The sequence below is a fragment of the Microbispora sp. NBC_01389 genome (assembly GCF_045040095.1).
Lineage (GTDB): Bacteria > Actinomycetota > Actinomycetes > Streptosporangiales > Streptosporangiaceae > Microbispora.
On the sequence record NZ_CP109552.1, the window covers coordinates 88,345 to 111,669 of the forward strand.

General features: G+C 72.7%; 24 protein-coding genes. 14 read left to right on the plus strand and 10 right to left on the minus strand.

The features are described 5' to 3' along the window. Positions 1–132 precede the first annotated feature (132 nt). Positions 133–1,221: a GNAT family N-acetyltransferase gene (locus OG344_RS00485; protein ID WP_327047176.1), complete on the minus strand. Its 1,089-nt coding sequence runs from the start codon at positions 1,219–1,221 to the stop codon at positions 133–135. A gap of 134 nt (positions 1,222–1,355) precedes the next feature. Between OG344_RS00485 and OG344_RS00490 the strand changes: the two genes are divergently transcribed. Both OG344_RS00490 and OG344_RS00495 read left to right on the plus strand, forming a co-directional pair. After that, positions 1,356–1,775: a DUF2795 domain-containing protein gene (locus tag OG344_RS00490; RefSeq protein ID WP_327047177.1), complete on the plus strand. Its 420-nt coding sequence runs from the start codon at positions 1,356–1,358 to the stop codon at positions 1,773–1,775. Positions 1,776–1,784: 9 nt separating this feature from the next. Continuing rightward, complete coding sequence (locus tag OG344_RS00495) at positions 1,785–2,858, plus strand: Vms1/Ankzf1 family peptidyl-tRNA hydrolase (RefSeq protein WP_405086467.1); 1,074 nt, start codon at positions 1,785–1,787, stop codon at positions 2,856–2,858. An 8-nt stretch (positions 2,859–2,866) separates the two neighbouring features. On the opposite strand, the gene OG344_RS00500 is transcribed toward OG344_RS00495, so the two are convergent. From OG344_RS00500 to OG344_RS00510, 3 genes are read right to left on the minus strand one after another with little or no spacing between them, the layout of a single operon-like run. After that, a complete protein-coding gene (locus OG344_RS00500; RefSeq protein WP_405086468.1) occupies positions 2,867–3,565 on the minus strand; it encodes a lactate utilization protein C in 699 nt (232 codons plus the stop codon). Then, positions 3,562–4,956, minus strand: a complete 1,395-nt coding sequence (locus OG344_RS00505; protein WP_405089026.1) for a lactate utilization protein B — start codon at positions 4,954–4,956, stop codon at positions 3,562–3,564. Before OG344_RS00505 ends, OG344_RS00500 begins: the two co-directional genes overlap by 4 nt. Positions 4,957–4,991: 35 nt before the next feature. After that, positions 4,992–5,753 (minus strand): (Fe-S)-binding protein, encoded by a 762-nt coding sequence (locus tag OG344_RS00510; protein ID WP_405086469.1) that lies wholly within the window; start codon positions 5,751–5,753, stop codon positions 4,992–4,994. Between the two features lie 394 nt (positions 5,754–6,147). On the opposite strand from OG344_RS00510, the gene OG344_RS00515 reads away from it, so the two are divergent. Together OG344_RS00515 and OG344_RS00520 are read left to right on the plus strand one after the other, a co-directional pair. Beyond that, the gene (locus tag OG344_RS00515) at positions 6,148–6,918 is read left to right on the plus strand and encodes a hypothetical protein (protein ID WP_405086470.1); all 771 of its coding nucleotides are present in this window, start codon (positions 6,148–6,150) and stop codon (positions 6,916–6,918) included. Positions 6,919–7,325: 407 nt separating this feature from the next. Beyond that, on the plus strand, positions 7,326–7,661 hold the full coding sequence (locus OG344_RS00520) for a hypothetical protein (protein WP_405086471.1): 336 nt from the start codon (positions 7,326–7,328) through the stop codon (positions 7,659–7,661). A 1,025-nt stretch (positions 7,662–8,686) separates the two neighbouring features. Here OG344_RS00520 and OG344_RS00525 read toward each other — a convergent pair. The 3 genes from OG344_RS00525 to OG344_RS00535 all read right to left on the minus strand — a co-directional run bounded on the left by OG344_RS00525 (position 8,687) and on the right by OG344_RS00535 (position 13,881). Then, complete coding sequence (locus OG344_RS00525; RefSeq protein WP_405086472.1) at positions 8,687–12,187, minus strand: DNA polymerase III subunit alpha; 3,501 nt, start codon at positions 12,185–12,187, stop codon at positions 8,687–8,689. A gap of 29 nt (positions 12,188–12,216) precedes the next feature. Beyond that, positions 12,217–12,483 (minus strand): DUF6504 family protein, encoded by a 267-nt coding sequence (locus tag OG344_RS00530; protein ID WP_138462006.1) that lies wholly within the window; start codon positions 12,481–12,483, stop codon positions 12,217–12,219. 189 nt (positions 12,484–12,672) lie between these two features. Then, positions 12,673–13,881: a hypothetical protein gene (locus OG344_RS00535; RefSeq protein ID WP_405086473.1), complete on the minus strand. Its 1,209-nt coding sequence runs from the start codon at positions 13,879–13,881 to the stop codon at positions 12,673–12,675. Positions 13,882–13,990: 109 nt separating this feature from the next. Here OG344_RS00535 and OG344_RS00540 point away from each other — a divergent pair, with 109 nt between their 5' ends. The 4 genes from OG344_RS00540 to OG344_RS00555 are packed head-to-tail and all read left to right on the plus strand — an operon-like array spanning position 13,991 to position 16,167. Further along, complete coding sequence (locus tag OG344_RS00540; protein ID WP_405086474.1) at positions 13,991–14,605, plus strand: alpha/beta fold hydrolase; 615 nt, start codon at positions 13,991–13,993, stop codon at positions 14,603–14,605. After that, the gene (locus tag OG344_RS00545) at positions 14,551–14,910 is read left to right on the plus strand and encodes an alpha/beta fold hydrolase (RefSeq protein ID WP_405086475.1); all 360 of its coding nucleotides are present in this window, start codon (positions 14,551–14,553) and stop codon (positions 14,908–14,910) included. Before OG344_RS00540 ends, OG344_RS00545 begins: the two co-directional genes overlap by 55 nt. Before the next feature lie 9 nt (positions 14,911–14,919). Next, positions 14,920–15,582, plus strand: coding sequence for a TetR/AcrR family transcriptional regulator (locus OG344_RS00550; RefSeq protein WP_405086476.1), 663 nt, complete (start codon positions 14,920–14,922; stop codon positions 15,580–15,582). 42 nt (positions 15,583–15,624) lie between these two features. Next, positions 15,625–16,167, plus strand: coding sequence for a hypothetical protein (locus OG344_RS00555; RefSeq protein ID WP_405086477.1), 543 nt, complete (start codon positions 15,625–15,627; stop codon positions 16,165–16,167). Positions 16,168–16,305: 138 nt separating this feature from the next. On the opposite strand, the gene OG344_RS00560 is transcribed toward OG344_RS00555, so the two are convergent. Both OG344_RS00560 and OG344_RS00565 read right to left on the minus strand, forming a co-directional pair. Next, positions 16,306–16,452 (minus strand): hypothetical protein, encoded by a 147-nt coding sequence (locus OG344_RS00560; RefSeq protein ID WP_405086478.1) that lies wholly within the window; start codon positions 16,450–16,452, stop codon positions 16,306–16,308. Positions 16,453–16,509: 57 nt separating this feature from the next. Then, a complete protein-coding gene (locus tag OG344_RS00565) occupies positions 16,510–17,085 on the minus strand; it encodes a TetR/AcrR family transcriptional regulator (protein WP_405086479.1) in 576 nt (191 codons plus the stop codon). A 95-nt stretch (positions 17,086–17,180) separates the two neighbouring features. On the opposite strand from OG344_RS00565, the gene OG344_RS00570 reads away from it, so the two are divergent. From OG344_RS00570 to OG344_RS00585, 4 genes are read left to right on the plus strand one after another with little or no spacing between them, the layout of a single operon-like run. After that, complete coding sequence (locus tag OG344_RS00570) at positions 17,181–18,074, plus strand: alpha/beta fold hydrolase (protein ID WP_405086480.1); 894 nt, start codon at positions 17,181–17,183, stop codon at positions 18,072–18,074. Positions 18,075–18,094: 20 nt separating this feature from the next. Beyond that, positions 18,095–18,973, plus strand: coding sequence for an alpha/beta hydrolase family esterase (locus OG344_RS00575; RefSeq protein ID WP_405086481.1), 879 nt, complete (start codon positions 18,095–18,097; stop codon positions 18,971–18,973). A gap of 14 nt (positions 18,974–18,987) precedes the next feature. After that, a complete protein-coding gene (locus OG344_RS00580) occupies positions 18,988–19,257 on the plus strand; it encodes a hypothetical protein (protein ID WP_150935162.1) in 270 nt (89 codons plus the stop codon). 6 nt (positions 19,258–19,263) lie between these two features. After that, complete coding sequence (locus OG344_RS00585; RefSeq protein ID WP_405086482.1) at positions 19,264–19,695, plus strand: hypothetical protein; 432 nt, start codon at positions 19,264–19,266, stop codon at positions 19,693–19,695. Between the two features lie 49 nt (positions 19,696–19,744). Here OG344_RS00585 and OG344_RS00590 read toward each other — a convergent pair whose 3' ends face one another. Next, positions 19,745–20,086, minus strand: a complete 342-nt coding sequence (locus OG344_RS00590) for an ArsR/SmtB family transcription factor (RefSeq protein ID WP_405086483.1) — start codon at positions 20,084–20,086, stop codon at positions 19,745–19,747. 86 nt (positions 20,087–20,172) lie between these two features. On the opposite strand from OG344_RS00590, the gene OG344_RS00595 reads away from it, so the two are divergent. Further along, positions 20,173–21,423 carry an MFS transporter gene (locus OG344_RS00595; RefSeq protein WP_405086484.1) on the plus strand — a complete coding sequence of 417 codons (1,251 nt, stop codon included), beginning with the start codon at positions 20,173–20,175 and terminating at the stop codon, positions 21,421–21,423. Positions 21,424–21,541: 118 nt separating this feature from the next. Further along, a complete protein-coding gene (locus OG344_RS00600) occupies positions 21,542–23,317 on the plus strand; it encodes a hypothetical protein (protein WP_405086485.1) in 1,776 nt (591 codons plus the stop codon). The last annotated feature ends 8 nt before the right edge of the window (positions 23,318–23,325 follow it).

Genomic DNA, 23,325 nt, shown 5'->3' on the forward strand with positions numbered 1-23,325 from the left:
GGCGTCCGGCGGCCCGGCCGGGCCGTCGCCCCCGCCGGCCGGCGGGACGCTCTGGCAGGCGAGAATAACCTTTCGGCCCCAATCATGGAGGTCTCTTGACCGGAGGGCCCAGGGTCTAGGGCGATTCTTTACCTAATGCCATGAAATTTCCCCGGTGAGGATGCTGAAGATCACGGCGTCGGCCCAGCCTCCCGGCACGGGCAGCGCCTGCCGCATGATGCCCTCCTCGATGAACCCGGCCTTCCTCGCGACCGCCTGGCTGGCCCGGTTGCCCGTCGCCACCAGCAGGTGGACCCGGTGGAACCCGAGATCGAACAGGTGCGCGGTGGCCATGCGGGCCGCCTCCACGGCGTACCCCTGGCGCCTCGCCCACGGCGCGATCCAGTACCCCAGCTCCGCGTCGCCGCGCTCGTGGTCCTCCCGCTGCACGCCGACGGCGCCCGCGAGCCGTCCCCCGTCCCGCGGCTGTATCGCGAAGTTGCCACCATAGCCGGGGCCCGGCGCGTGCGCGAGGCGGGTGCACCACTCCAGCGCGCGCTCCAGCGTGTAGCCCTCGGCCCACGGCATCCACCGGGCGATCTCCGCGTCGCCCCTGACCGCGTCGACCATGTCGAAGGCGTCCTGCCGGGCGAACGGCCGCAGGACCAGCCGCTCGCTCTCGATCCGGCGGCGCGGCGCCTGCCGCTCGTCGCCGCGGAGCCTGCCGAAGACCACGAGGTCGTGCGGGCCGTCGTCCTCGAACCCGGCGCCGCGCAGCAGGCCCTCGCGGACGAAGCCGGCCTTCTCCGCGACCCGGATCGACGCCAGGTTGCCGGCGTTGGCCCGCAGTTCGACGCGGCGCAGCACCGCGGTTCCCAGCAGGCGGCCGGCGAGCCCCCGCACCGCCTCGGTCGCGTACCCCCGGCGGCGGTACGCGGGGTGCACGCCGTACCCCACCTCGGCGATGCCCGCGCCCCACTGGGCCTTGAACATGCTGATCGATCCGACCACCCCGTCCCTGGCGTGGATCGCCAGGTGGATGCCCTGTCCCGAGCGCCACAGCTCGTGCACGCCGTGCGCCAGCCACTGGCCGATCCCGGTGGCGTGCCCCGGCGCGCCGGGCGGCAGCGCGGTGGTGTGGGCGCCGTCCTCGATGATCGCCCGAACCTGGCCCGCGTCCCCCGGGCCGAACGGCCGCAGGATCAGCCGCTCGGTGTTGATCGTCAGCCGTTCGTCGAACAACGCATCGCTCCATCACATACGGGGATTTTTCGCCCGCCGACGGTTAAGTAGGGCACGTCCTCACCGCTTTCGATGTTTGGGGCAGGCGGTTCGGGTACGAGGCACGACAGTGACCCTAATCGGGAGGTGAGGTCATGAGTATCCAACGCGGCAGCGACAAGCACGGCCGCCGCCTTGACGAACAGCAGAAGCACGAGACGCAGGGCCTCGTGCAGGGCTCCGGGACCAGCCGGGCCGAGGAATGGCGCGAGACCGAGCCGACGCAGCAGCCCGAACAGGACATGTCGCCACCGCGCCGTCAGCCGCCCGGCCGCGAGCCGGGGACGCCGCTCGGCATCACCCCCGCCGACGTGGAGCGCCGCAGCCACCTCGCCACCTGGCTCAGTGACGCGGGCTTCCCCGCCGACCCCGCCAAGCTGCTCGACCACGCCGAGCGCAGAAACGCCCCCGACGCCGTGATCGACGCCGTACGGCGGCTGCCCGAGATGAGGTTCCACAACATCGGGGAGGTGGCGGAGGCCCTCGGGCTCGGAGTGGAACGCCAGCGCTGGTAGGGAGACCCGGTGAGACTCGACTTCATTCGCGGACTGTACGAGCCGGGCGGGCCGTACGCCTCGGTCTACCTGGACACCGACCGGTCGTCCGAGGGAGCGGCCGACGTCGTCCGGCGGCGGTGGGCCCACCTGCGTGAGCTCCTCGCCGCGGAGGGAGCGCCGCCGGAGGCCCTCGATCCCATCGGGGAGCTGATGCTCGATCCCGTCTGGGCGGTGCCCGGTCGCGCGGTCTTCGCGAGGGAGGGCGAGATCGCCCTGACCGAGCCGCTCGCCACCCGGCCGCGCCGCCAGACCGCACGATGGTCGCCGCTCCCCCACGTGGTGCCGCTGCTCGCGCAGCGCGGCGAGCACGTCCCGCACGTCGAGGTACTGGCCGACCGGGCCGGAGGCGACGTCGCCGTCGTGGCCGACGGGCGGCGGCGTGAGATGACGGTGGAGGTGGCGGACCCGGACCGGTCACTCCAGAAGACCGGCCACGGCGGCTGGTCGCAGGCCAACTTCGACCGGGAGGTCGAGGAGGGCTGGCGCCGCAACGCCGTGGCCCTCGCCGAGGTGGTGGAAAAGGAGGCGCACGGCATCGGCGCGGAGGTCGTGGTGCTGGCGGGCGATCCCAAGGCCCGCGCGCTCGTGACCGACTACCTCGCCAAGGACGTCTTACGGCGGCTGACGGTGGCGGAGCACGGCAGCCGCGCCCCAGGCGCCGACCTGGACCACTTTCGGCGGGAGGTCGCAGGGGCCTGCCGGGCCTGGACCGAGCGGCGCTGCGAGGAGCTGCTGAACACGTACGCGGCGGGCAACGCCGTGACGGGCCTGGCGGAGACGGCACGCGCGCTGCGCGACCGGCGGGTGGGCGCGGTGCTGATGCACGACGACCCGTCCTCCACCGCGACGATGTGGATCGGGCCCGAGCCCACCCAGTTGTCCACCGATCCGGCCGAACTGACCGCGTGGGGAGTCGGGGAGCCGGTGCGGGAACGGGCCGACGCGGCCATCGCGCGGGCGGTGGCCGCGACGGACGCCGAGCTGTGGTTCGTCGATCACATCGACTCGCCGGACGGCATCGGCGCCCTGCTCCGCTTCTGACGCCCGCGTCAGGCGACGATCAGCACTTCGAGCGTGCGGGGGCCGTGCACGCCCTCCACCCGGTTCAGCTCGATGTCGCTGGTGGCGGAGGGACCGCTGATCCAGGTCAGGGGCCGGAGGGGGTCCAGCCGGGCGACCGCGTCCGGGACGCCGGCGACGATCTGGCCCGCCCGCACCACGCACAGGTGATAGTCGGGCACCAGCGTCAGCGCCCGCCGCCCCTGACCTGGCCCGGCGTCGAGGACGATCGTCCCGGTCTCCGCGACGGCCACGGCGCAGGTGGTGAGCACGCCGTCCAGGGCGTCGAGATCGGCGGCGGTCCGCGGCGGCTCGTCGGCGACCCGCTCGGCGCGGACGGCGGCCGTCCACGCCGCGGGGAATCCTCCGGGCACGGCGACCCGCCGCGCCCCGCGCTCGGCGAGGGACCGCGCGACGCGCTCCGGCACGCCCGCCTCGTCCACGACGTGGACGACCGCGCGATAGTCCCGGAGCCGTTCCTCGAACAGCCTGATCTCGTCCGGCCTCCCGCCGCGGGTCTCAGGCGGGCTCTCGGGCGGGCTCTCGGGCGGGGTTTCCGACGAGGCCGCGCCCAGGGGCTCGGACGGCGTCCCGGATGGGCCGCGGTAGGCACGCGGGATCTCGACGTCGGGCACGCCGGCGACGGCCCGGCGGACCCGGGCGAGGATCAGGTCGCGGGAGCGGCTCATCGGCGGCCTCCGTCCGTGCGGTCCCACCAGTCACGGAAGGACTCCCGGGGCACCTCGGGCAGGTCCCGGGTGTCCGTCCAGGCCGCCAGTGGCCCGGGCAGGCGCCGGGGCGCGAGTCTCCGCAGCCGTCCCCCGATCCGCTGCATCCGCGCCAGCCGTCCCGACCGCCGCAGCACCCAGCCCGCGGCGGCCATCCCGGCGCGTTCCGGCCAGGGATGCGGTGCGCGGGCGCGCAGGTCGACCAGCACCGACGGGATGTCGATGGCCACCGGGCAGACGTCGTAACAGGCGCCGCACAGCGAGGAGGCGTACGGCAGCGAGCGGTCCAGCTCGGAGCTCATGCCGCGTAGCTGCGGCGTCAGGATCGCCCCGATCGGCCCCGGGTAGACCGACCCGTAGGCGTGGCCGCCCGTCCGCTCGTACACCGGGCAGACGTTGAGGCAGGCCGAGCAGCGGATGCAGCGCAGCGCCTGGCGGCCCACCTCGTCGGCGAGGACGCGGGTGCGGCCGTTGTCGAGCAGCACGAGATGGAACTCCTGGCCCTCCGTCGCGCCCGTCCACATCGAGGTGTAGGGGTTCATCCGCTCGCCCGTCGAGCTGCGGGGCAGGAGCTGCAGGAAGACCTCCAGGTCGCGCCAGGACGGCAGCACCTTCTCTATGCCGACCACGCTGATCAGGGTGGTCGGCAGCGTGAGGCACATCCGCCCGTTGCCCTCCGACTCCAGCACGACCAGGGTGCCGGTCTCCGCGATCGCGAAGTTGGCCCCCGAGATCGCGACCTTCGTCTTCAGGAAGCGCTCGCGCAGGTGCAGCCGGGCCGCCTCGGCCAGGGCCGCGGGGTCGTCGGTCAGGTCCTCCGGGGCGGGACGGCCCCAGCTCGCCATGCGCCCGGCGAAGATCTCCCGGATCTCCGCGCGGTTGCGGTGGATCGCGGGGACGAGGATGTGCGAGGGCCGATCGTCGCCCAGTTGCACGATGAGCTCGGCCAGGTCGGTCTCGTATGTCGTGATGCCGTGGTCGAGCAGCGCCTCGTTGAGGCCGATCTCCTGGGTGGCCATCGACTTGACCTTCACGACCTCGGTCTCGCCCGTGGCCTTCACCAGGCCGGCGACGATCTCGTTGGCCTCGGCCGCGTCGGCGGCCCAGTGCACGTGACCCCCGGCCGCCGTGACGGCCTCCTCCAGCCGGAGCAGGTACCGGTCGAGGTTGCGGAGGGTGTGGTCCTTGATCGCCCGCCCGGCCTCGCGCAGCGCGGCCCAGTCGGGCACCTCCGCGACCACGCTCGCCCGCCTGGCCCTGATCGTCCGGGTCGCCTTGCGGAGGTTGAACCGCAACTGCGAGTCCCGTACGGCCGTCGCGGCGTTCCGGGGGAAGGGCCGCGTCGCCGGCATCCCGAGGAAGGTGACGCTCACCGGACGCTGTGCGCTCACCGGGCGCTCACCGGGCGCCCGGCCACGATCTCGTCGGTTTCGGCCGCGCCGAGGATCTCGGCCAGATGCATCACCCGTACGCCCGACTTCTGCCGGGCGAGCATTCCGCCGATGTGCATGAGGCAGGAGTTGTCGGCCGCGCACAGCACCTCGGCGCCGGTGTCGAGGACCGCGCGCACCTTGTCGGCGCACATCGCCGCCGACACGTCGGCGTTCTTCAGCGCGAAGGTGCCGCCGAAGCCGCAGCACTCCTCCGCGCCCGGCAGCGGCACCAGGTCGATCCCCTTCACCTGGCGCAACAGGGCCAGCGGCCGGTCGCCGAGGTGGACGCCGCGCAGCGAATGGCAGGTCGGGTGGTAGGTGACCCGGTGCGGGAAGCTCGCCCCGACGTCGGTCACGCCCAGCACGTCGACGACGAACTCGGTGAGCTCGTACGTCCTCGGCACGACCCGCGCCACCGCGTCGGCGAAGGGCCCGGACGCCCCGGCCAGCCTCGGGTACTGCTCGCGGATCATCGCCGCGCACGAACCGGAGGGCACGACCACCGCGTCGTAGCCGCGCAGGACCGCCACGCTGCGCCGGGCCAGCCGTACGGCCTCGTCCCGGTAGCCGGTGTTGGCGTGCATCTGGCCGCAGCAGGTCTGGCCGCGCGGGAACTCGACGTCGACGCCGAGCCGGCGCAGCAGCGTCACGACCGCCCGCCCGGTGGCCGGGAAGAGCGTGTCGTTGACGCAGGTGACGAACAGGGCGACCCGCACGTGCCCTCCCGGCGTGTACGGCCGGCCCGAATAGGGACCGAATATGGTCAGACCCTACCTCCTGGCCCCCTTCCGGGCTCGACGAGAGCGTCTCCGAGGGGTGTCCTCCGATGGAGCACGCTCCGGCCGTCGCGGATCCTCGGGTTCGCCGAAGAGCGGAATCCATTCGTGAACTATCCGACGAAAGTCGGCGTTGGCATCGGTGAAAGGACCTTAGATATCACCGAGGAGATCGATGAACCAGTCCGACGCCGCCACATTGGCGGTCTCAGGCCTGGATCCACCGAGCCGAATCTGAGGAAAATGCCTTGAAATGAGGAGGAGGTGCCCTCCGACCTGGGATGATGGGAGTTCTTCAGGCTTCCGTCAACCAGATCAAGAGGACACCTCTCAAGTGCTAGTTTCTCACGCCCCGGCCAACACTCATGCGAGCTTCGATGAGGAGCACCTGGTCGCGTACGCGGGGCTGGTGCCGGCGATGCGACTGGCCGAGCGGTGCGGCCTGGCCGCACTGGTGGGCGAGCACGTGGCGATCGCCGACCGGCTCGGCGTGAACGCGCCGCTGAAAATCGGGTCCATCGTCGCCGGGATGCTCGCCGGAGCCGACTCCATCGACGATCTGGACACGCTGCGGCACGGCGGCATGGGCACGCTGTTCGACGGTATCCGCGCCCCGTCCACCCTCGGCTCGTTTCTGCGCTGCATGAACTGGGGAAACGTCCGCCAGCTCGGCAAGGTCTCCCGGATGCTGCCGGCCCGGCTCGCCGCGCATACGCCGCTGCTTCCCGGAGCCGGCACCGTCGCGTTCCTGGATGTGGACTCGACACAGAAACGGACCTACGGATACGCCAAGCAGGGCACCGGGTTCGGCCACACCAAAATCCAGGGCAAGAGTGTGCTGGTGCGCGGGTTGAACGTGCTGGCCTCGGTGCTGTCGACGCCGCTGGCCGCCCCGGTCATCACCGGCACCCGGCTACGCGGCGGGAAGGCGAACTCCGCCCGCGGCGCTACCCTGCGCCGTCACCTGATCTGCGTGCCCGCCCGGATCGCCCGCCACGGACGCGGTCACATCACCCTGCACCTGCCGCGGCATTGGCGCTGGCAGAGCGCGTGGATGAACGTCTTCGACGCCGTCCACGACCCGCCGCCCACGCTGGTGGCCTGACCCGCCGAAGCCCTCGGTCACCGCCGGCTCCACCACGACCACGACGGTCACCCGCGCCATCGGCGCATGAACCCCGCTCCCAAGCCCTCGGACATGTGGACAAGCCGCGACCCGCGCGCAGCCGCCCTCACATGCCCGGAAACAACACTTCACCAGCGGAAACGGCCCTCGTAGAGGAATTGGACCGAGAATCGATCAAAGAAATCACGCGGTGGATCCAGGCTCAGGGCTCGCGCTCGTCGTGTCCGTGATCACCGCCCTGCGGCAGACGAAGATGATGCGGAACTCGAATCAGCTCCCCGTTCTGGTCGAGCTGTTCCAAGAATTCCGGTCGTCGGAATTCCAGCTGGCCGAGCGGTTACGTCGTCCAGCGGCTGCGGGACGAGCACGATCCGGGAACGGGCTGCATGCTGCTGCCCGAGGAGGCGTTTCTCGCCGTCACCAAGGTCGTCGGCTTCTACAGCGGATGCGGCGCCTTCATGGCGCGGAAGATGGCGGACGAGGGGCTGGTCGTCCCGCTTCTCGGTTATCGGGCGAGCCGGGCGTGGGACGCGCTGGAGCCGTTCATCAGGAGGGAACGGGAAATCCGGGAGTCGAGCGACCGCTATGCCAGTGTTTTCGAGGACTTCGTGTGGCGGGTCCGGCGGCACTCGTCGCTGGAGAAGGCCTACGGCCTCCGCCTCAGAACGCTCCCGCCGGCCCCGGCCCGGGATGTTCCGCCCCCGGAGCCGCAAACGACATAACCCTCTCCTATCGGCGTACGAGCCGGGGCCTGATTAACGGCGCCGCGGACGGGATAAGAGTGAGGCAGGTCACAGCGGCGCCGAGGGGAGAACCAGATGCGGTCCACGTCGTCACCGGTGAGCCGGGCGGCCGCCGGCGTGTACGCGTGCCTCGCCGCCCAGGTCGTCTCGCTGACCGCGCTGGCGGTGTTCGAACAGGCCAGGGGCAGGCGGCTGGCCGCCCAGATCGCGGCGTTCGGCGGCGACCCCGCATCTCCGGCCGCGCGGGCCGTCAGCGGCGCGGCGACGGCGTTCGCTGTGCTGGTCCTGGTGCTGCTGACCGCCACCGTGGCGGCCGCGTTCGCCTACCTGTCCTGGCTGCGGCTCGTACGGCCGGGCACACCGCCCGCGGTGCTCGCGGCGGCCTGTCTCGTGCCCGGGATCAACCTGGTGATGCCGCCGATTCTCGCCGACCTGGCGTGGCGTGAGACACCGGCGCCCGGGCGCGGGGGTCCGGGACGCGCGCGGCGCGCGACCGGGGACGACGACCACCCCGCGTACGGGCGCCGCGCGGCCTCACAGCCCGGCGCGACGGGGGTGGCCGGGACCACCGGGGTGTCTGGGCTGACCGGGGCGACCAGGGTGTCTGGGCTGACCGGCGACGGGCCGGACGACCGTCTCCGGTGGCGGGCGACGCTCGCCTGCTGGTGGCTCAGCTGGCTGGCCGCGCTCGGCCTGGTGTTCGCGGGCCCGGCGCGGGACGGGCTGACCGGCCTCGGCCTGCCGCAGGTCGCCGCGGTGACCGTCGCGGCGATCCTCTGCGCCGCCGCCGTCCGCGAGGTCACCGACCGGCACGCGGGCGTCGCCGACCGCGGGCGCGACAGGCAGGGCGCCACCCGCTCCCCGGTCCGCCTCACGCAGACCGGAGCCCCCGGCGGAACGATCGCCACGGCGGACCGCCCGGTGCCCGGCCTGATGGGCAGCCTGATGGACAGCGCGGCGGAGGGCGCCGGCGCGCGGCGCGCCAGAGGTGACGGCGCGGCCCGTCAGCGGCCGGGCGGGGGGCCCGAACTGCCGGAACTGGCGTGCCAGAGCCGCCGCTGGGGCTCCCCCGGAGGGCCGGGGAGCCGTCCCTCCCGCGCGGCGGGCGGGGCCCCGTTGTCGGAGTAGGGCGACACCCGGAAGCCGTTGCCGTACTCGACGGGCCGCCCACCCACTCCGGCGCCCGGCACGGGCACCTCGCCGAGCACGGCGCGTACGGCGTCGAGCCCCCGGGTGCGCCACACGTGGTCGAGGTCGGCGAGGTTCCAGCAGTGCACGGCACGCAGCGAGACGGCCCTGATCCCGGTGCGCCGCACCACTCCCCTGGCGGCCAGCAGCCACGACCCGAAAACCGTCGCGGCCGTGTGCGCCTGCACCGACTCGAAGAAGGTCAGGTCGATCGGGCCGGTGGAGTCGTCCAGGGTGGTGAAGATGACCCGCTGGCCCGAGCGCACGGCGGGCGTCTGGGTGGCGACCTTTACCCCCGCGACCAGGATCTCCGCGCCGTTGCGCTGTCGCAGCAGGTCGGCCGCCCTCGTCACGCCGAGCGCGTCGAGCAGGTCGTGGTAGAAGTCCATGACGTGGTGGCTGACGTCCATGCCGAGGATCGACAGCTCCGCCTCGACGGCCTCGGCCTCGGTCATCTCCGGCAGCTCGCCGGGCGCGACCCGCTCGGTGAACCCCATCGGCAGCTGCCCCGCCGCGCCGGTGGCGCCGCGGTCGAGCGCGCCGACCTGGGCGATCAGGTCGCGCCTGGTCAGCCGTCCGGGCCGCCAGCGCGGCTCCCCCGGGCGCAGGCCGTGCAGCGCGTCGAACCCGCCGACCTCCACGATCCGCTCGGCGACCGGACGGGAGGGCCGGGCCCGCTCCCAGAAGTCCGCGAGCGAGGTGTACGGCCGGCCGGCGACCATGCGGTCCACCTCGGCCTCGCTCACCCCCCGCACGGCCGAGAACGGCACCCGCAGGCCGAACCCGCTGCCGAACCCCCCGGCGCCGCCTCGCACCGGTTCCGTACGCTCGACCAGCCAGGTCTTCCCGGAATGGTTGACGTCGAGGGGAAGGACGTCCACGCCGCACCGGCGGGCCTCGTCGAGGATCACCCGGCTCGGGTACATGCCGGGGTCGTGGGTGAGCACCCCCGCGAGGAACGCGGCGGTGTGGTGCCGCTTGAGCCAGGCCGACTGGTAGGTGGGCAGCGCGAACGCCGCCGCGTGCGCCTTGCAGAACCCGAACCCGCCGAACGCGTCGAGCACCCGCCACGCCTGCTCGACGACGTCGGGGGCATACCCCTTCTCCCGGGCGAGCGGCACGAACCACGCCCGCACGGCCTCGCGGCCCTCCGGCGTCCCGAGGGCGCGGCGGGCCCGGTCCGCCTCCGCCAGCCCCGCCCCGGTCATGACGTCGACGACCTTCATGACCTGCTCGTGGAAGACGACCACTCCGTTGGTCTCGCGGAGCGCCTCGCGCAGCGACTCGTGCGGATAACGCGCCTCCCTGAAGCCGTGCCGGGTCTCCAGGTACGGCGTGACCATGTCGGAGTTGACCGGTCCCGGGCGGAACAGCGAGATGTCCACGATCAGGTCGTGCATCGTGCGCGGCTCCAGCTTGGCGACCAGCTCGCGCTGCCCCGGCGACTCGATCTGGAAGCAGCCGATCGTACGGCTGAGGCGGATCATGTCGTAGGTGTCGCGGTCGTCGCGGGGCACGGCCTCCAGGTCGATCCGCCGGCCCTCGACCCGCTCCACCTCCTGGAGGGCGTAGGCGAGGGCCGACTGCATGCGCACGCCGAGCACGTCGAGCTTGAGCAGGCCCGCGTCCTCGACGTCGTCCTTGTCGAACTGCGACATCGGGAACTCCAGCAGGCTGCGCTCGACCGGGGTGCGGTCGCGCAGCGTGGAGTTGCCGATCAGCACGCCGCAGGGGTGCAGCGCGATGTGCCGGGGCAGCCCGTCGAGCCGCTCGGCCAGCCGGAACACCGCCTGGAGCGACCGGTCGTTCAGCCCGCTGTCCCGCAACTCGGGCAGGTCGGACAGCGCGGCCCTGATCTGCCTCGCCCGCACCTGCGGGAACGCCTTGGCGATGACGTCGATCTCGTGCGGCGGCAGGCCCATGGCGGCCCCGACGTCCCTGATCGCGCTGCGGGCGCGGTAGGTCTCCATCATCGACACGCAGGCCACCCGGTCTTCGCCGTACCGGCCGAGGATCGCGCGATAGCAGTCGAGGCGGCGGGCGGACTCCACGTCGAGGTCGATGTCGGGCAGGCCCGGACGGCCCTCGGACAGGAAGCGCTCCATCAGCAGGCCGTGTTCGAGCGGGTTCACCTCGCCGACGCCGATCAGGTAGTTGACCAGGCTGCCGGCTCCCGATCCGCGGATCGCGCACCGCACGCCCATCGCCCGGATCATGTCGGTGATGCCGACGACAGCGGTGAAATATCCCGACAGCCGCTTCCGCTCGATGATCCCAAGCTCGGCCGCCAGGCGGTCGCGGGCCTCCGCCGAGCGGTCCAGGCCCCGCCGGGCCAGCCCCTCCTCGCACCGGTGGCGCAGCAGGGGGACCGGGTCCTCGCCGACCTCCGGCAGGTGCAGCCGGGGCCGTTCGGGTTCGAGCATGGGCACGATCTCGACGGGGTCGAGCACGCACCGCTCGGCCACCCGGCGGGTCTCGGACAGCAGCCGCCCGGCCCGGCCGGGGTCGCCGCCGCAGATCCGCGCGGCCACCCGCGCCATCTCCGCGCCGTCCTTCAGGTACGCGTGGGCCGTGGGGTCGTCGAGGTGCCGCCCGTCGAGGGGCACGAGCTTGCGCGCCGCGTCGAGCACGTTGCCCACCTGGTGGTCGGCGGCGTCCAGGTAGCGGACCGCGTTGGTCAGCACGACCGGCACGCCCATCGAGTCGGCCAGCCCGATCATGCGGGCGGCGACGTTCGCGTCGCGGTAGCCGTACAGGTCGGAGACCTCGACGACCAGATCGGGGAGCACCGCGCGCCAGGCGGCCAGCAGGGCGCGGGCCTGGTCGTCGCGCCGCTCGGCCACCGCGCGGCCGAAGCCGGAGCGGGGCCCGAGCAGCACGGTCAGGCACGGCCCGCCGTCCGGGCCGGTCGCGTGCTCGGCGATCATCCCGGGCGTGACGTACGGCTCGCCGCGCTCCCCCGCCGCGTGCGCGGCGGTGACGAGACGGCACAGCGCGGCCCAGCCGTCGGCGCGCGCGAGCACGACGACCCGCGCCGGCTCGCCCGGCGTCCTCCGTACGGCACGCCGGCCCGGCGCCGGCGGGCCCGCGCCGAGAGCGAGGTCCACGCCGGCGATCGGGCGGACGCCTCGCTCGTGGCACGCCCTGACGTGCTTGATCGCGCCGTAGAGGCCGTCGCGGTCGGTCAGCGCCAGCGTGTCCGCGCCCTGCTCGGCGGCCCGCCGGACGAGGGCGCCGGGGAACGCGGTGCCGTACCGCAGCGAGAAGGCCGACGCCACGTGCAGGTGAGCGAAGGGCGGCCCCTGGAGCGTTCCCATCGGCCCCTGGCTCATCGATCCCAGGCCCATCAATCCCAGGCCCTCAGGAGGAGCCAGCCGTCGCTCGCGGTGTCAAAGCGCAGCTCATAGGTCCCCACCTCCCTGCCGGCCGCCGCCCCCACCCGCCAGAAGCGCCGCTCCCCGGGATCGGCGTCCGAGGTCTTCCACCATTCCCGGGCGACCACCCAGTGATCCTGGATTTCGCGGACGGTGTAGAGCCGGTCACGCCAGACGAACTGCACAGGCTGCCCGTCCCGCACCCACACCTCGATCGGATCGCCGTAAAGTCTGCTCAAGACTCCTTCTCCCTGTGGCTTCGTGGCCACCCGGGGGAAGACGGGCGGATGATTCGGGCAGAATCGCCGCTACTTCGAACATACGTTCACAGGAGGCCGAACGCAAGTCGGCGCGACGCCTTCGGCTGTCCGTTCCGGGAGGCGTTCGCCACACCCAGGCTCCACGCCCGAGCAGCGGTCACCGGCCGGTCATCCGGCCATCCAGATCCCGCTCCCCCGGTAGGGCGGCTCCTCACGCTCGGTACCGTCCGCCGCCACCGCCCAGACGCGCGCCGTCCCCGGCTCCCTGACGACGGACGCCACCCGGGTGTGCCCGAGCGGGCCCGCCGGAAACGTCCTGTGTGTCCACTCGCCGCCCGACAGGTGACCGACCGCCGTGTTCCACTCGTTCTTCGCGTAGAACAGCCAGAACCCGCCCCGGCCGTCGGCCTCCAGCCGCAGGCGGGGGTCGAGCTCGGGCTCGGGGGCCAGGGTGTAGCTCCACCGTCCGTTCTCCCGCCGAAGAAGCAGCGTGCGGCCGCAGAAAGTCACGTCCTCTTCCTGGGTGCCGCAGACCCACGCGACCCAGCCGACGGCCGCCACCCGGCCCGACTCGTCCACCGCGAGGTCGACGAGCTCGGAGAGCTGGTTCCGGTGTAGCGCGGGAACCGCGGGGAGCGGGACCGTGCTCCAGGACCAGCCGTTCCACCGGGCGACGGCCGCCCGGCCGCGGCTGGAACCGGCCACCCAGACCTCGCCGCCGGGCAGGCCGTCCACGTCCTTGGCGACCAGCGGCGGCCGTGCCGTACGCCAGGCGGCGCCGTCCCAGTGCCGCAGATCGGCCCGGGAGCTCCAGGGCTCCTCGGCTCCCCCGGCCCCGTCCAGGAAGTTGGCGTTCAGGATTGCCCAGACGTCGCCGGGGGCCGCCGCGTGCACCCGCTCCGGTTTCCCACCCGGACCGGGTGCCGTGGTCCACCTCCGCCCGTTCCAGCGCGCGGCGGTCCGGTCCCCGAACAGCCACACGTCGCGGTCGGAGGCGGCGGCCACGGCACGCGGCTCGGTCACCGGTGGAGCCGCGACCACCCGCCACCGCCCGCCGTCCCCGCGCAGCAGCAGCGGCGCACTCGCCTCGGGCCCGCAGGCGTGGGGCACCCGGGTGCCGGCCGCCCACACGGTCTTCTCTCGGGTGACGGCCAGGCCCGTGAGACGGTCGCGGTAGTCGTAGTACACGCCCCGCCACTCTCCGCCTTCCGCGCCGCCCGGCCGAGGTGTCGGCGAACCCGCCAGGCAGGAGGGCGACGGGCGCTCCTCCGCGGCGGGTTCGCCACCCATGGCGTCGGCCTCGTTCCAGGTCTCGAGATCGCGGGGCAGAGTCGACCCGCACGCCGCCAGCGTCATCGCGGCCAGCGCCGCCGTCACGCCCCGAATCCACGTCCGCACACCCGTAGGACGCCCCCATCCGGCATCCGGTTCTGCCAAAGCCGCGTTAGGATACGACTGTATCCATTCAGAGGGGACGAGGTGCACGATGCGTACACCCGACCGGCCGTCGGCCTTCACCGGCGACTCCGCGCGTGACAGGTACCACGCCGTCTATGACCGGGTGCTCGGCGAGCTGTGGCCGGTGCCGGTGGACGCCGTCGACATCGAGACCCGCGCCGGCCGTGTGCGGATCCTCCGGGCCGGGCCCGCGACGGGGGATCCCGTGGTCCTCCTGGCCGGCGCCGGCGGGAACGCACTGGCCTGGTACCGCTACATCGAGCCGCTGGCGCGCACGCGCCCGATCCTCGCCGTCGACCCGCTCGGCGAACCCGGCCGCTCGGTCCAGACGCGGCCGCTCGCGACCGGCGCCGAGGTCGGCGGCTGGGTCACCGACGTCCTGGCCGCGGCCGGAGCCGAGCGCGCGCATGTGGTGGGCTCCTCGTACGGCGCCTGGACCGCGGTGGAACAGCAGCGCGGCGGGGGCGGCCGGATCGCGGCGCTGACACTGGTGGACCCGGGCGGCTTCGCGCCGCTACCCGGGCGGTTCATCCGGTGGGCCCTCGCCGGGGCGTCGCCTCCGTCCTTCCTCGCACGTTGCGTCACCGCATGGCCGGCGTGGCGGACAACGGGGTGCTGCGCGAGGATGGGCTGGTGGAGCTGATGCGGGCCGGCTGGTCCTTCCGCCGTCGCATGCCCGTCCCGCCCGCCTACACCGACGAGCAGATACGCGAGGTGCCCGTACCCGTGCAGGTGCTTCTGGGCGCCCGCAGCGCGCTGCTCGACGCGGAGGCGGTGGCCGCGCGGCTGGCGGGCGTCGCGCCGTCCTGGCGGGTGGAGATCGTGCCCGGCACCGGGCACGCGCTGCCCGTCGAGGCGCCGGACCTGGTCGTCGAGCGGATCCTCGCCTTCCCCGGCCATGTCCGGGCCGAGAACGCGACGCCGAAGCACGGCACGGACGGGGGCTAGGAAAACGGCATGCCGAAACAGGTGGACCACGACGAGCGGCGGCGGCGGTTGACCGAGGCCCTGCTGCGCATCGCCGGCACCCGCGGCCTGCGGGCCGTGTCGATGCGTGAGATCGCCGCCGAGGCCGGTGTCTCGCTGCGCGTCGTCCAGTACTACTTCACGAACAAGCAGGCCCTGCTCGACTCCGGCCTCGCCGAGCTGGGCGCCCGCATGGACCGCCGGGTCCGGCAGCGGGCCGCGGCCACCACGGGCGGGCCGTCCACGCGAGATCTCTTCGCCGCCGTGCTCGGCGCGATCCTTCCCTCCGACGAGCAGAGCCGGCTGGACTCCCTGGCCTGGACCGCCTACTACACCGCCGCCCTCACCGACCCGGCCCTCGCCGCGACCGGGCTCACGCTGCCCAACGCGCTGGAAGACTTCCTCACCACCCGGCTCACCACCGCGCAGCAGGCCGGGGACATCACCCCTGACCGCGACCCGCGCACGGAGGTCGCCGCCCTTCTGGCCCTCGCCAACGGCCTGACCTCCAGCGTCCTCAGCCGACAACGCAGCCACGAGGACGCCGCCGCGATCGTCGGCTACCACCTCGACCGCCTCTTCGGACCGGCAGCCACCCTGCGGCCACCGGACCGAACCGCCCGGAGCCCGGCTCCTCAGCCGCACCGCGCATGATCCCGTTAGAGTACGACGACCGGTGGGATCAAGGGAGAGAAGATGGGCGGTGCGACCGCAGCCGACTACGCCTGGCTGCGTGACCGATGGACCGACGGAGTCGGCACCACCGTTCTCTGTGTCAACTTCGTCGCCGGCCTCTCTCCGGATGAGGCCCTGCGACGGTTCGATGTGACCCCTGGCGCATCTGGCGAGTTCACCATCGCGGCGTACGAGGCCACGGGAGGCACCGTCCTCACCGAAACCGGGTGGGCAACCGGAAACAGCAGGCAGTACGACCCTCTGTGGGCGCGTACGAAGGCGGCCACCGTGCAGGTGGACATCAAGGACGCGGAGTTCACATTCGAGGTGAACAACAGGCTGATCACCACTTTCAGTCTTTTCAGTTACCGCTTCCGGGAGGGCGATGACCCCGACCGGTTCATTGACGACGTGCGCGAACTCGATCTCCTCGATGCAAGCGGCGACCTCGTCCCCAGCGCCCTCGCCCTGGCTTCACGAGCCACCGGAGTCGGCCTTTCCAGGAATCAGTACGCCCGACCCAGCCTTACCGGCTCGACGGATCACTTGTACGACTTCTTCTGACGGTTCCTCGTGACGCCTCTTCGACAACTGCGGCGGTCCGCTTGCTCATGATGATCGCCTCGGCTGTCGCCGCTCCTTGTTGCCGAGCAGAGATCGGCCGCGTCACTACCCCCTGCGTGCCACGGGTCGGATCAGGCGTTACTCTTTCCCGCTTCCTCTGGTCATGACGTACTTACCCAGGCCCGGGTCGTACGGGTGGACTTCGTACGCGCCCATGCGCTCGAAGCCGAGCCGCCGGTACAACCTTTCAGCGGAGTCGTTGCCGCAGACGACCCACAACTCCACCTGGGAGCGTCCCCCAGCCCGGTGCTTCGTGCCCGCCGTCGCTCGGGGCGGGGCAGATCAGGCGCGGGTGCGGAGACCTTCGAGGAGGAAGGTGAGGTAGCGGCGGGCGGTCGCCGCGCGGTTCTCGGTGTCCGCGGCCGGGTGGACGGTCGCTGCGAAGGCCACCCCGCACATCAGCGGCACCATGTCGGCCTGGGTCACGCCCGGGTCGATCACACCGGCCGCGCGAGCCTGGTCGAGAAGCTTCCCGAACAGCACGGCGAGCCGTTCCTTCAACTCGCCGACGTGCGGAAGGGCGTTCACCGGGGCGGCGAACACCGGGGAGATCGACGCGTCGGTGATCTGGGCGTCGGCGGCCGCGAACAGGAAGTCGCGCAGCGTCGTCCAGGGATCGCCGCCGGACAGCGCCCGCTCGGCGTGCGCGACGAGGGCTTCGAGCCCGGGGGTGGCGACGGTTTCGAGCAGCGCCTCCGGCGTGGGGAAGTGCCGGTAGACCGTGGCCACCCCGACCGAGGCGGCCCGCGCCACGTCGTTGAGCTGGATCGGCGTTCCCTCGTCCACGAGCCGGCGGCCCACCTCGACGATGCGTTGCCAGTTGCGGGCGGCGTCCTTGCGGAGCGGGGCGGTGGGCATGCTCCCAAGCATAACCGGATAGCCCATCCGATTCGTGCTAGAGTGAAACGGATGAGTCATCCGTTTTGATGGACCATTCTCCCCGGGAGATCTCTGTGCCTTTCACCGTGACCGGCGTTCCGCACCTGCCGGACGGCTTCACCGACACCTTCACCAGCCGCACCGTCGACGTTGACGGGCTGACCCTGCACGCCGTGACCGGCGGGAACGGCCCGGCACTGCTGCTGCTCCCCGCGTGGCCGCAGTTCTGGTACGGCTGGCGTCTGGTGATGCCCGCCCTCGCCGAGCACTTCACGGTCGTCGCCGCCGACGTACGCGGGGTCGGAGCCAGTGACAAGCCCGCCACCGGCTACGACACGGCCACCCTCGCGGGGGACATGGCCGCCCTGATGACCGGCCTCGGCCACGAGCGCTTCGCCGTCGCCGGCCACGACCTCGGCATGATCGTCGGGTACGCGCTCGCCGCCGGCCATCGCGACCGGGTCACCCGGCTCGCCGTCGCGGAAGCGATCCTGCCGGGGCTCTCCCCGATGCCGCCGCTGCTGATGGAACCGGCCCTGAACGAGTACCTCTGGCACTTCGCATTCAATCGTCTGCGGGACGTCAACGAGCGGATGGTGGCCGGGCGGGAGGAGATCTATTTCGGGCACCAGTTCGCCTCGAAGGCGGCCGCCCCGGACGCGATTCCGCCGCACGCGGTGGAGGTCTACGTCGCGGCGCTGCGCGATCCGGCGGCGCTGCACGCGAGCTTCGAGTTCTACCGGGCCGGAGAGGGAGTGGCCCAGATCGCCGCCCTGGCGGCGGCGGGGCCGCTGACCATCCCGGTGCTGGCCGCCGGCGGCGAGCGGGCCTCGGGCGAGGCGGTCGAGCAGGTCATGCGGAAGGTCGCCGTCGACGTGACCGGGGTGGTGGCGCCGGGGGCGGGCCACTTCCTGCCGGAGGAGGCCCCGGAGTGGACCGCCCGCACCCTCATCGACTTCTTCGGCTGAACGGAAAGGGACGGACAGTGATGCGGGACAGCGTCGAGGTGGGCGGCAGGCCGCGTACGTACACCGTGGTGGGGCCGACGGACGGCAAGCCTTCGCGGGATCTGGTTCTCGTCTTCCACGGGTCGCGGCAGACCGGAGCGAAGCACCGGAGGTTCACCGGGAAGGCGTTCGACGCGCTGGCGGACGGCGGCGCGGCGGTGGTCGTCTACCTGGACGGCCACAAGGGAAACTGGAACGACGCGCGCCGGGCGAGCCGGTTTCCGGCCCGCAGGGAGAACGTCGACGACGTCGGCTTCACCCGCGCGGTGATCAGGAAGCTGGTGGCGAGCCACCGGATCGACCCCGGACGGGTGTTCGCGATCGGCTACTCCAACGGCGGGCAGATGGCGATGCGCCTGGCCCACGAGGCGCCGGAACTGATCGCGGGGGCAGCGGTGCTCGCGGCGACCATGCCGGCGCCGGAGAACTTCCTGGTGGCCGACGCGCCGTCCGTGCCGATGCCGGTGCTGCTGGTCCACGGTACGAAGGACCCCATCGTCGGCTACGCGGGCGGCGAGCCGAGCTGGTGGGTGCGGAAGCTGTTCAAGATCGGCGGGCGGAGCCTGTCAGCGCCGGAGACCGCGGCCTACTTCGCGGCCCGCAACGGCATCACCGGCAGGCCGGTCAGCAGGACGCTGCCGAAGCGGGCGGGCTCGGCCGGCGGGACGTCCGCCGAGCGCACCGACTACCGGCAGCAGGGCCGGCCGCCGGTGACGCTGCTCACGGTGCACGGCGGCGGGCACACCATCCCCGGCCCCCGCAGGGCGCCCGCCATCGTCGGCAGGACGAACCAGGACGTGAACACCGCCGATTTGGTCGCGGAGTTCTTCGAGATACCGATCCGACCTGCGAAGAGATGAGTATGATCCCGGGTATGAGCGGAGACAGGAAAGCGCGGATCACCATCACCGTGGACCCCGACGTGCTGGAGTACGCCGAGCACCTCGTCGCCACCGGCAAGGCCACCAGCGTGGCCGCCGTCTTCAACGACGTGATCGCGGAAAAGCGCATCGCCGACCAGCGTGCTCTCGCCCTGCTGCGCGAACGCGCCCGGCAGGCCGACCCGGCGCGGGTGGCCCGCATGATGCGGCACGTGAACCGCCAGCTCGCCGAGCACGGATTCCCGGCGGCACCGGGTGAGTGACTTCGGGTGAGTGACTTCGCCCCCACGCCGTACATCCTCGACACAAGTGTCCTTTCCACCGTCGTCCGCGGAGACGCCGACCTGATCGGCCTCCTGCAGGACTTCGACCGGGCGGGCCGGCCTCTCGTCGTCCCCGCTCTGGCCGCCGCCGGGGCGCTCCTCGACGGCCGCGGATCGCCGGATGCCCCGGCGCTGCTCACCGGCCTGGCCGCGTTCGAGCACGCCCTCGTCGCTCCGCTGGAGGGCGTCGCCCAATCCGCCAAGCTCGTCGACATGATCGCCGCCACCGGGCTCGACGTCTACGACGCGCACGCCGCCGCCATCGCCGACGTGTCGGTCTGCCCCATCCTCACCCTGCACGGCGACAAATGGCACCAGCCGTCCCGCGCCCTGGACAACCCCCTGCATGTGATCGAGATCGCCGACCCCGAGGAGTAGTGCCGGACCCTGCTGAGGGCGTGATCGGCCGGCCTGACACGCGGCCGTCCTACGCGGGGCGGTGTGCGGGGGCCGAGGAGAGGACGGCGTCCAGCAGGGCGGGGAAGCGCTCGTCGACCTCCGCCTTGCGCAGGGTGACGATCCGCTGCCGACCGGCCGGATCGTTGCGGATCAGCCCGGCTTCGCGCAGCGTCTTCAGGTGATGGGAGAAGGTCGACTTGGGTACGCCGGGCTCCGTCGCCTGGCACTGCGCCACCGTCAGCGGCCCCTGCGCCGCGAGCTGCCGTACGAGGTCGAGCCGGGCGGGGTCGCTGAGCGCGAACAGGACGGCGGGAAGCTCGACGTCCGTCAGCTCGGGATGCGGGAGCCGGCGCGTTGTGGCGTTGCTCACAGTTCGACCTTCTTGGAACTATCGGCGTGACGGTGTGGTTCCAACGGTTCGATACAAATCGAACAGTAGGCAGGTTGGAGCCCACGATGACAAGTCTGCTGCACGGATCACCATCCCTCGGCACCCCGGCGCCGGAAGGCCGCCGCCTTCCGGTGCTGCCGCGCGCGGCGGCCTTCTGGCTGGTCGCGGGCATCACCGCGATCCTGCTGGCCGCCTCCAGCGCGCCGAGCCCCCTCTACCCCGTGTACCAGGCCGAGTTCGGCTTCAACGCCCTCACACTGACGGCGATCTTCTCCGTCTACGTGCTGGCGTTGCTGGTCAGCCTGCTGACCGTGGGACGGCTCTCCGACTTTCTCGGCCGCCGCCCGGTCCTCGCCGCCTCGCTGGTCGTCGAAGCGGCCGCGATGGCCGTCTTCCTCGGCGCGCACGGCGTCGCCGCCCTCTTCGCCGCCCGGGTCGTCCAGGGCCTGGCGACCGGCGCCGCGGTGGGGGTGGTCGGCGCGTACCTGCTCGACCTGCAACCGGACGACGGCTCGCGGCTGGGCTCGCTCGTCAACGGCGCGGCGGCCACCGGAGGTCTCGGCCTCGGCACGATCGGGAGCGGCGTCCTGATCCAGTACGCCCCGCACCCGACCCGGCTGATCTTCGTGATCCTCACCGCGGCGTTCGCCGTCCTCGCCGCCGCGACGGCGGTGCTGCCGGAGACGGTCACGCGGACGCCCGGCGCGGTGGCCGCGCTGCGCCCGAAGGCGTCCGTCCCCGCACAGGCCAGGAGCGCGTTCCTGCGCGTGGCGCCCGTCCTGATCTCCACCTGGATGCTCGGCGGGCTGATCCTCTCGGTCGGGGGCTCGCTGCTCGCCACGGTGTTCGGCGAGCGCGACCACGCGGTGACCGGCCTCGTGCTCGGCGCGCTCGCCGCGTCCTCGGCGCTCGCGTCCGTGCTGCTCAGGCGGCACACCCCGGAGCGCATGCAGCGGGAGGGCACGCTGCTGCTCCTCCTCGGCACGATCCTGCTGGTCGCCGCCGTGGCGTCGTCCTCGTTGAGCGTCTTCGTCGCGGCGGCGGTCGTCGCCGGCGTCGGATGGGGGCCTGCCTACCTGGGCGCCTTCCGGATGGTCAGCCAGCTCGCCGCGCCGCACGAGCGGGCCGCGCTGATCTCGGCGATATACGTGGTCAGCTACCTGGCCTTCAGCGTCCCGGCGCTGGTCGCCGGGGTGGCCATCACCACGCAGGGCCTGCGGGGGACGTCGCTGGTCTACGGCGTCGTGGTCGCCCTCGTGGTCGCCGGCACCCTCGTCTACGAGGCGCGAAGCCGGCGCCGCCCGGCCACCGTGTGACGGCCGTCCCGCCGGAGCGGTCCCGCCCCAGTCGAAGATCAGTGCCTGAACGGCGGGGCGGGACCGCTCGTTCCGCCGCGTCCGCCTGTACGCAGGCGGCGCACTAAGATCACCTTCCGTGCCCTCGGACATTCTGTGGCGGATCATCAGGATCGGAACAGTAGGTCTGTTCGTCGCGGCGGTGGGCGCGGGCCTGGTGGCCGGCGAGTCCTGGCTCTGGGTGGCCGTCGAATGGTCGCCGCCGGCCTACGCGAGGTTCTACTCGATCGGCGGGTTCGACGCCGCGGCGACCGCGGGCCTGCTCATGGCCGCCCTGGTGAAGGCCGCGCTCCTGTGGTTGATCCTGCGCACCCCCGTGCCGGGAGCACTGGACCGCGGGGAGAAGGCGCTGCGCCGGCTGCTGTATCTGGCGGTGGCGTACGACCTCGTGCTGTGGAATCCGATCGAGATGCTCCCCGGCGCGGCCGGCATGGCGTTCCAGCTCGCGCTGTGGGCCGCGATCGACGTCCTCTACCTGCTGGTCATCCGCTGGCGGTCCCGCGTGCTGCGGGCGGCGGCCGGAGCGGTCTTCGCGGTCGAGCTGGCCGGGATGGCCGACGACCTGCTCGGCGAACTCGGCCTCCCAGGGCTCGGGCCGGGCGGTGTCGCCGGACTGGTCCTGATGCTGGGCGGCGTGGCGGCGGCCGTCGTCACGGTCGCCGGGCAGCGGCGCGACGGCCGGTGGAGCCGCGGCACGCAGGCCGCCGGATGGCTGTCGGCGGGCGTCTGCGCCCTGGTGATCCCGTTGAACTTCGTCTCCGGAGGGATCTCCGGCGGCACTTCGGCGATGCCGGTGATGATGGACGCGGTGGGGCTCGTCAGCATCGTGTGGATGGCGGCGACCGCCCGTGAGATGCCCGCCGACGGCCGCCCGGCGGACCTTTCGCCCGCGCGGCGGCGCGCGATCCGCGTCGCCGTGGCGGCCGTGGTCACGCTGCCGATCATCGCACTGATCCACCCGGAGCAGACCCCGCACCTCACCTACACCGGCGGGTCGACCGACTGCTACGACCGGCCCGGCTTCGGCGACCTGAAACCCGCCGAACGCGACGCCACCTTCCTGTGCCTGGCGCGGAGCACACCGGGCGGAGCCCCGCCCATGTTCCCCGACAGCCTGTCGGACCAGCAGATCCTCGCGTACGGGCGGGCGCTGTGCCGTACGCGGGACGGCGACGAGCGGAAGGCGATTCTGACCCGGGCCGGGAGCGCACGGTCCGCCTGGGGCCCGGACCCGTGGGACCTCGTCTACGTCTGCCCGGAGATCATCGGCGTGACCCAGCCCGAGCTGCTGCGGTCGACCGCGGAGACGGAGGCGGCGGAAGCCTCCTACGTCGCCGAGCAGAACGCGAAGTGCCGCGACCCGTGGCCCCGGACGAAGGGTGTCGTCCAGGCCACGGCCACCTACTTCCTGTTCGTCGACGGGGATCCCGGCTATCTGGTCCACGACCCCGACGACGAGGCGGCCCACGAGGCGGCGGAGCGGGCGACGGACAAGGCCTACCACGACAGCGCCCTCCTCGGGGTGGCCGGCAGCGCGGTGCTCGTCGGGCACCTCGACGACGTCTCTGATCTGTGCCTCACCGTGAAGGCCTTCCGCACCGCGCCGCCGCGGCGGACGGCCGGGTGGGACCAGGTCACCGAGGTGCCGATCGTCAGCCGCGGCGGCACGCTCACCGTGCCGGAGATGGGCGAGGGCGGAGAGGTGGGCGCGGGCGCCCCGATGCCGAACCTGGCGATCGCGGGGAAGGGCCGCTACCGGCTCCGCGTCTACGTGCGGTTCGGCGACGCGGGCGAGGAGCACCTGGTCGTCGTGTTCCCGGGTGCGTCGAGCAAGCGGCTCAGGCTGAAGCGGTGAGCGGACGT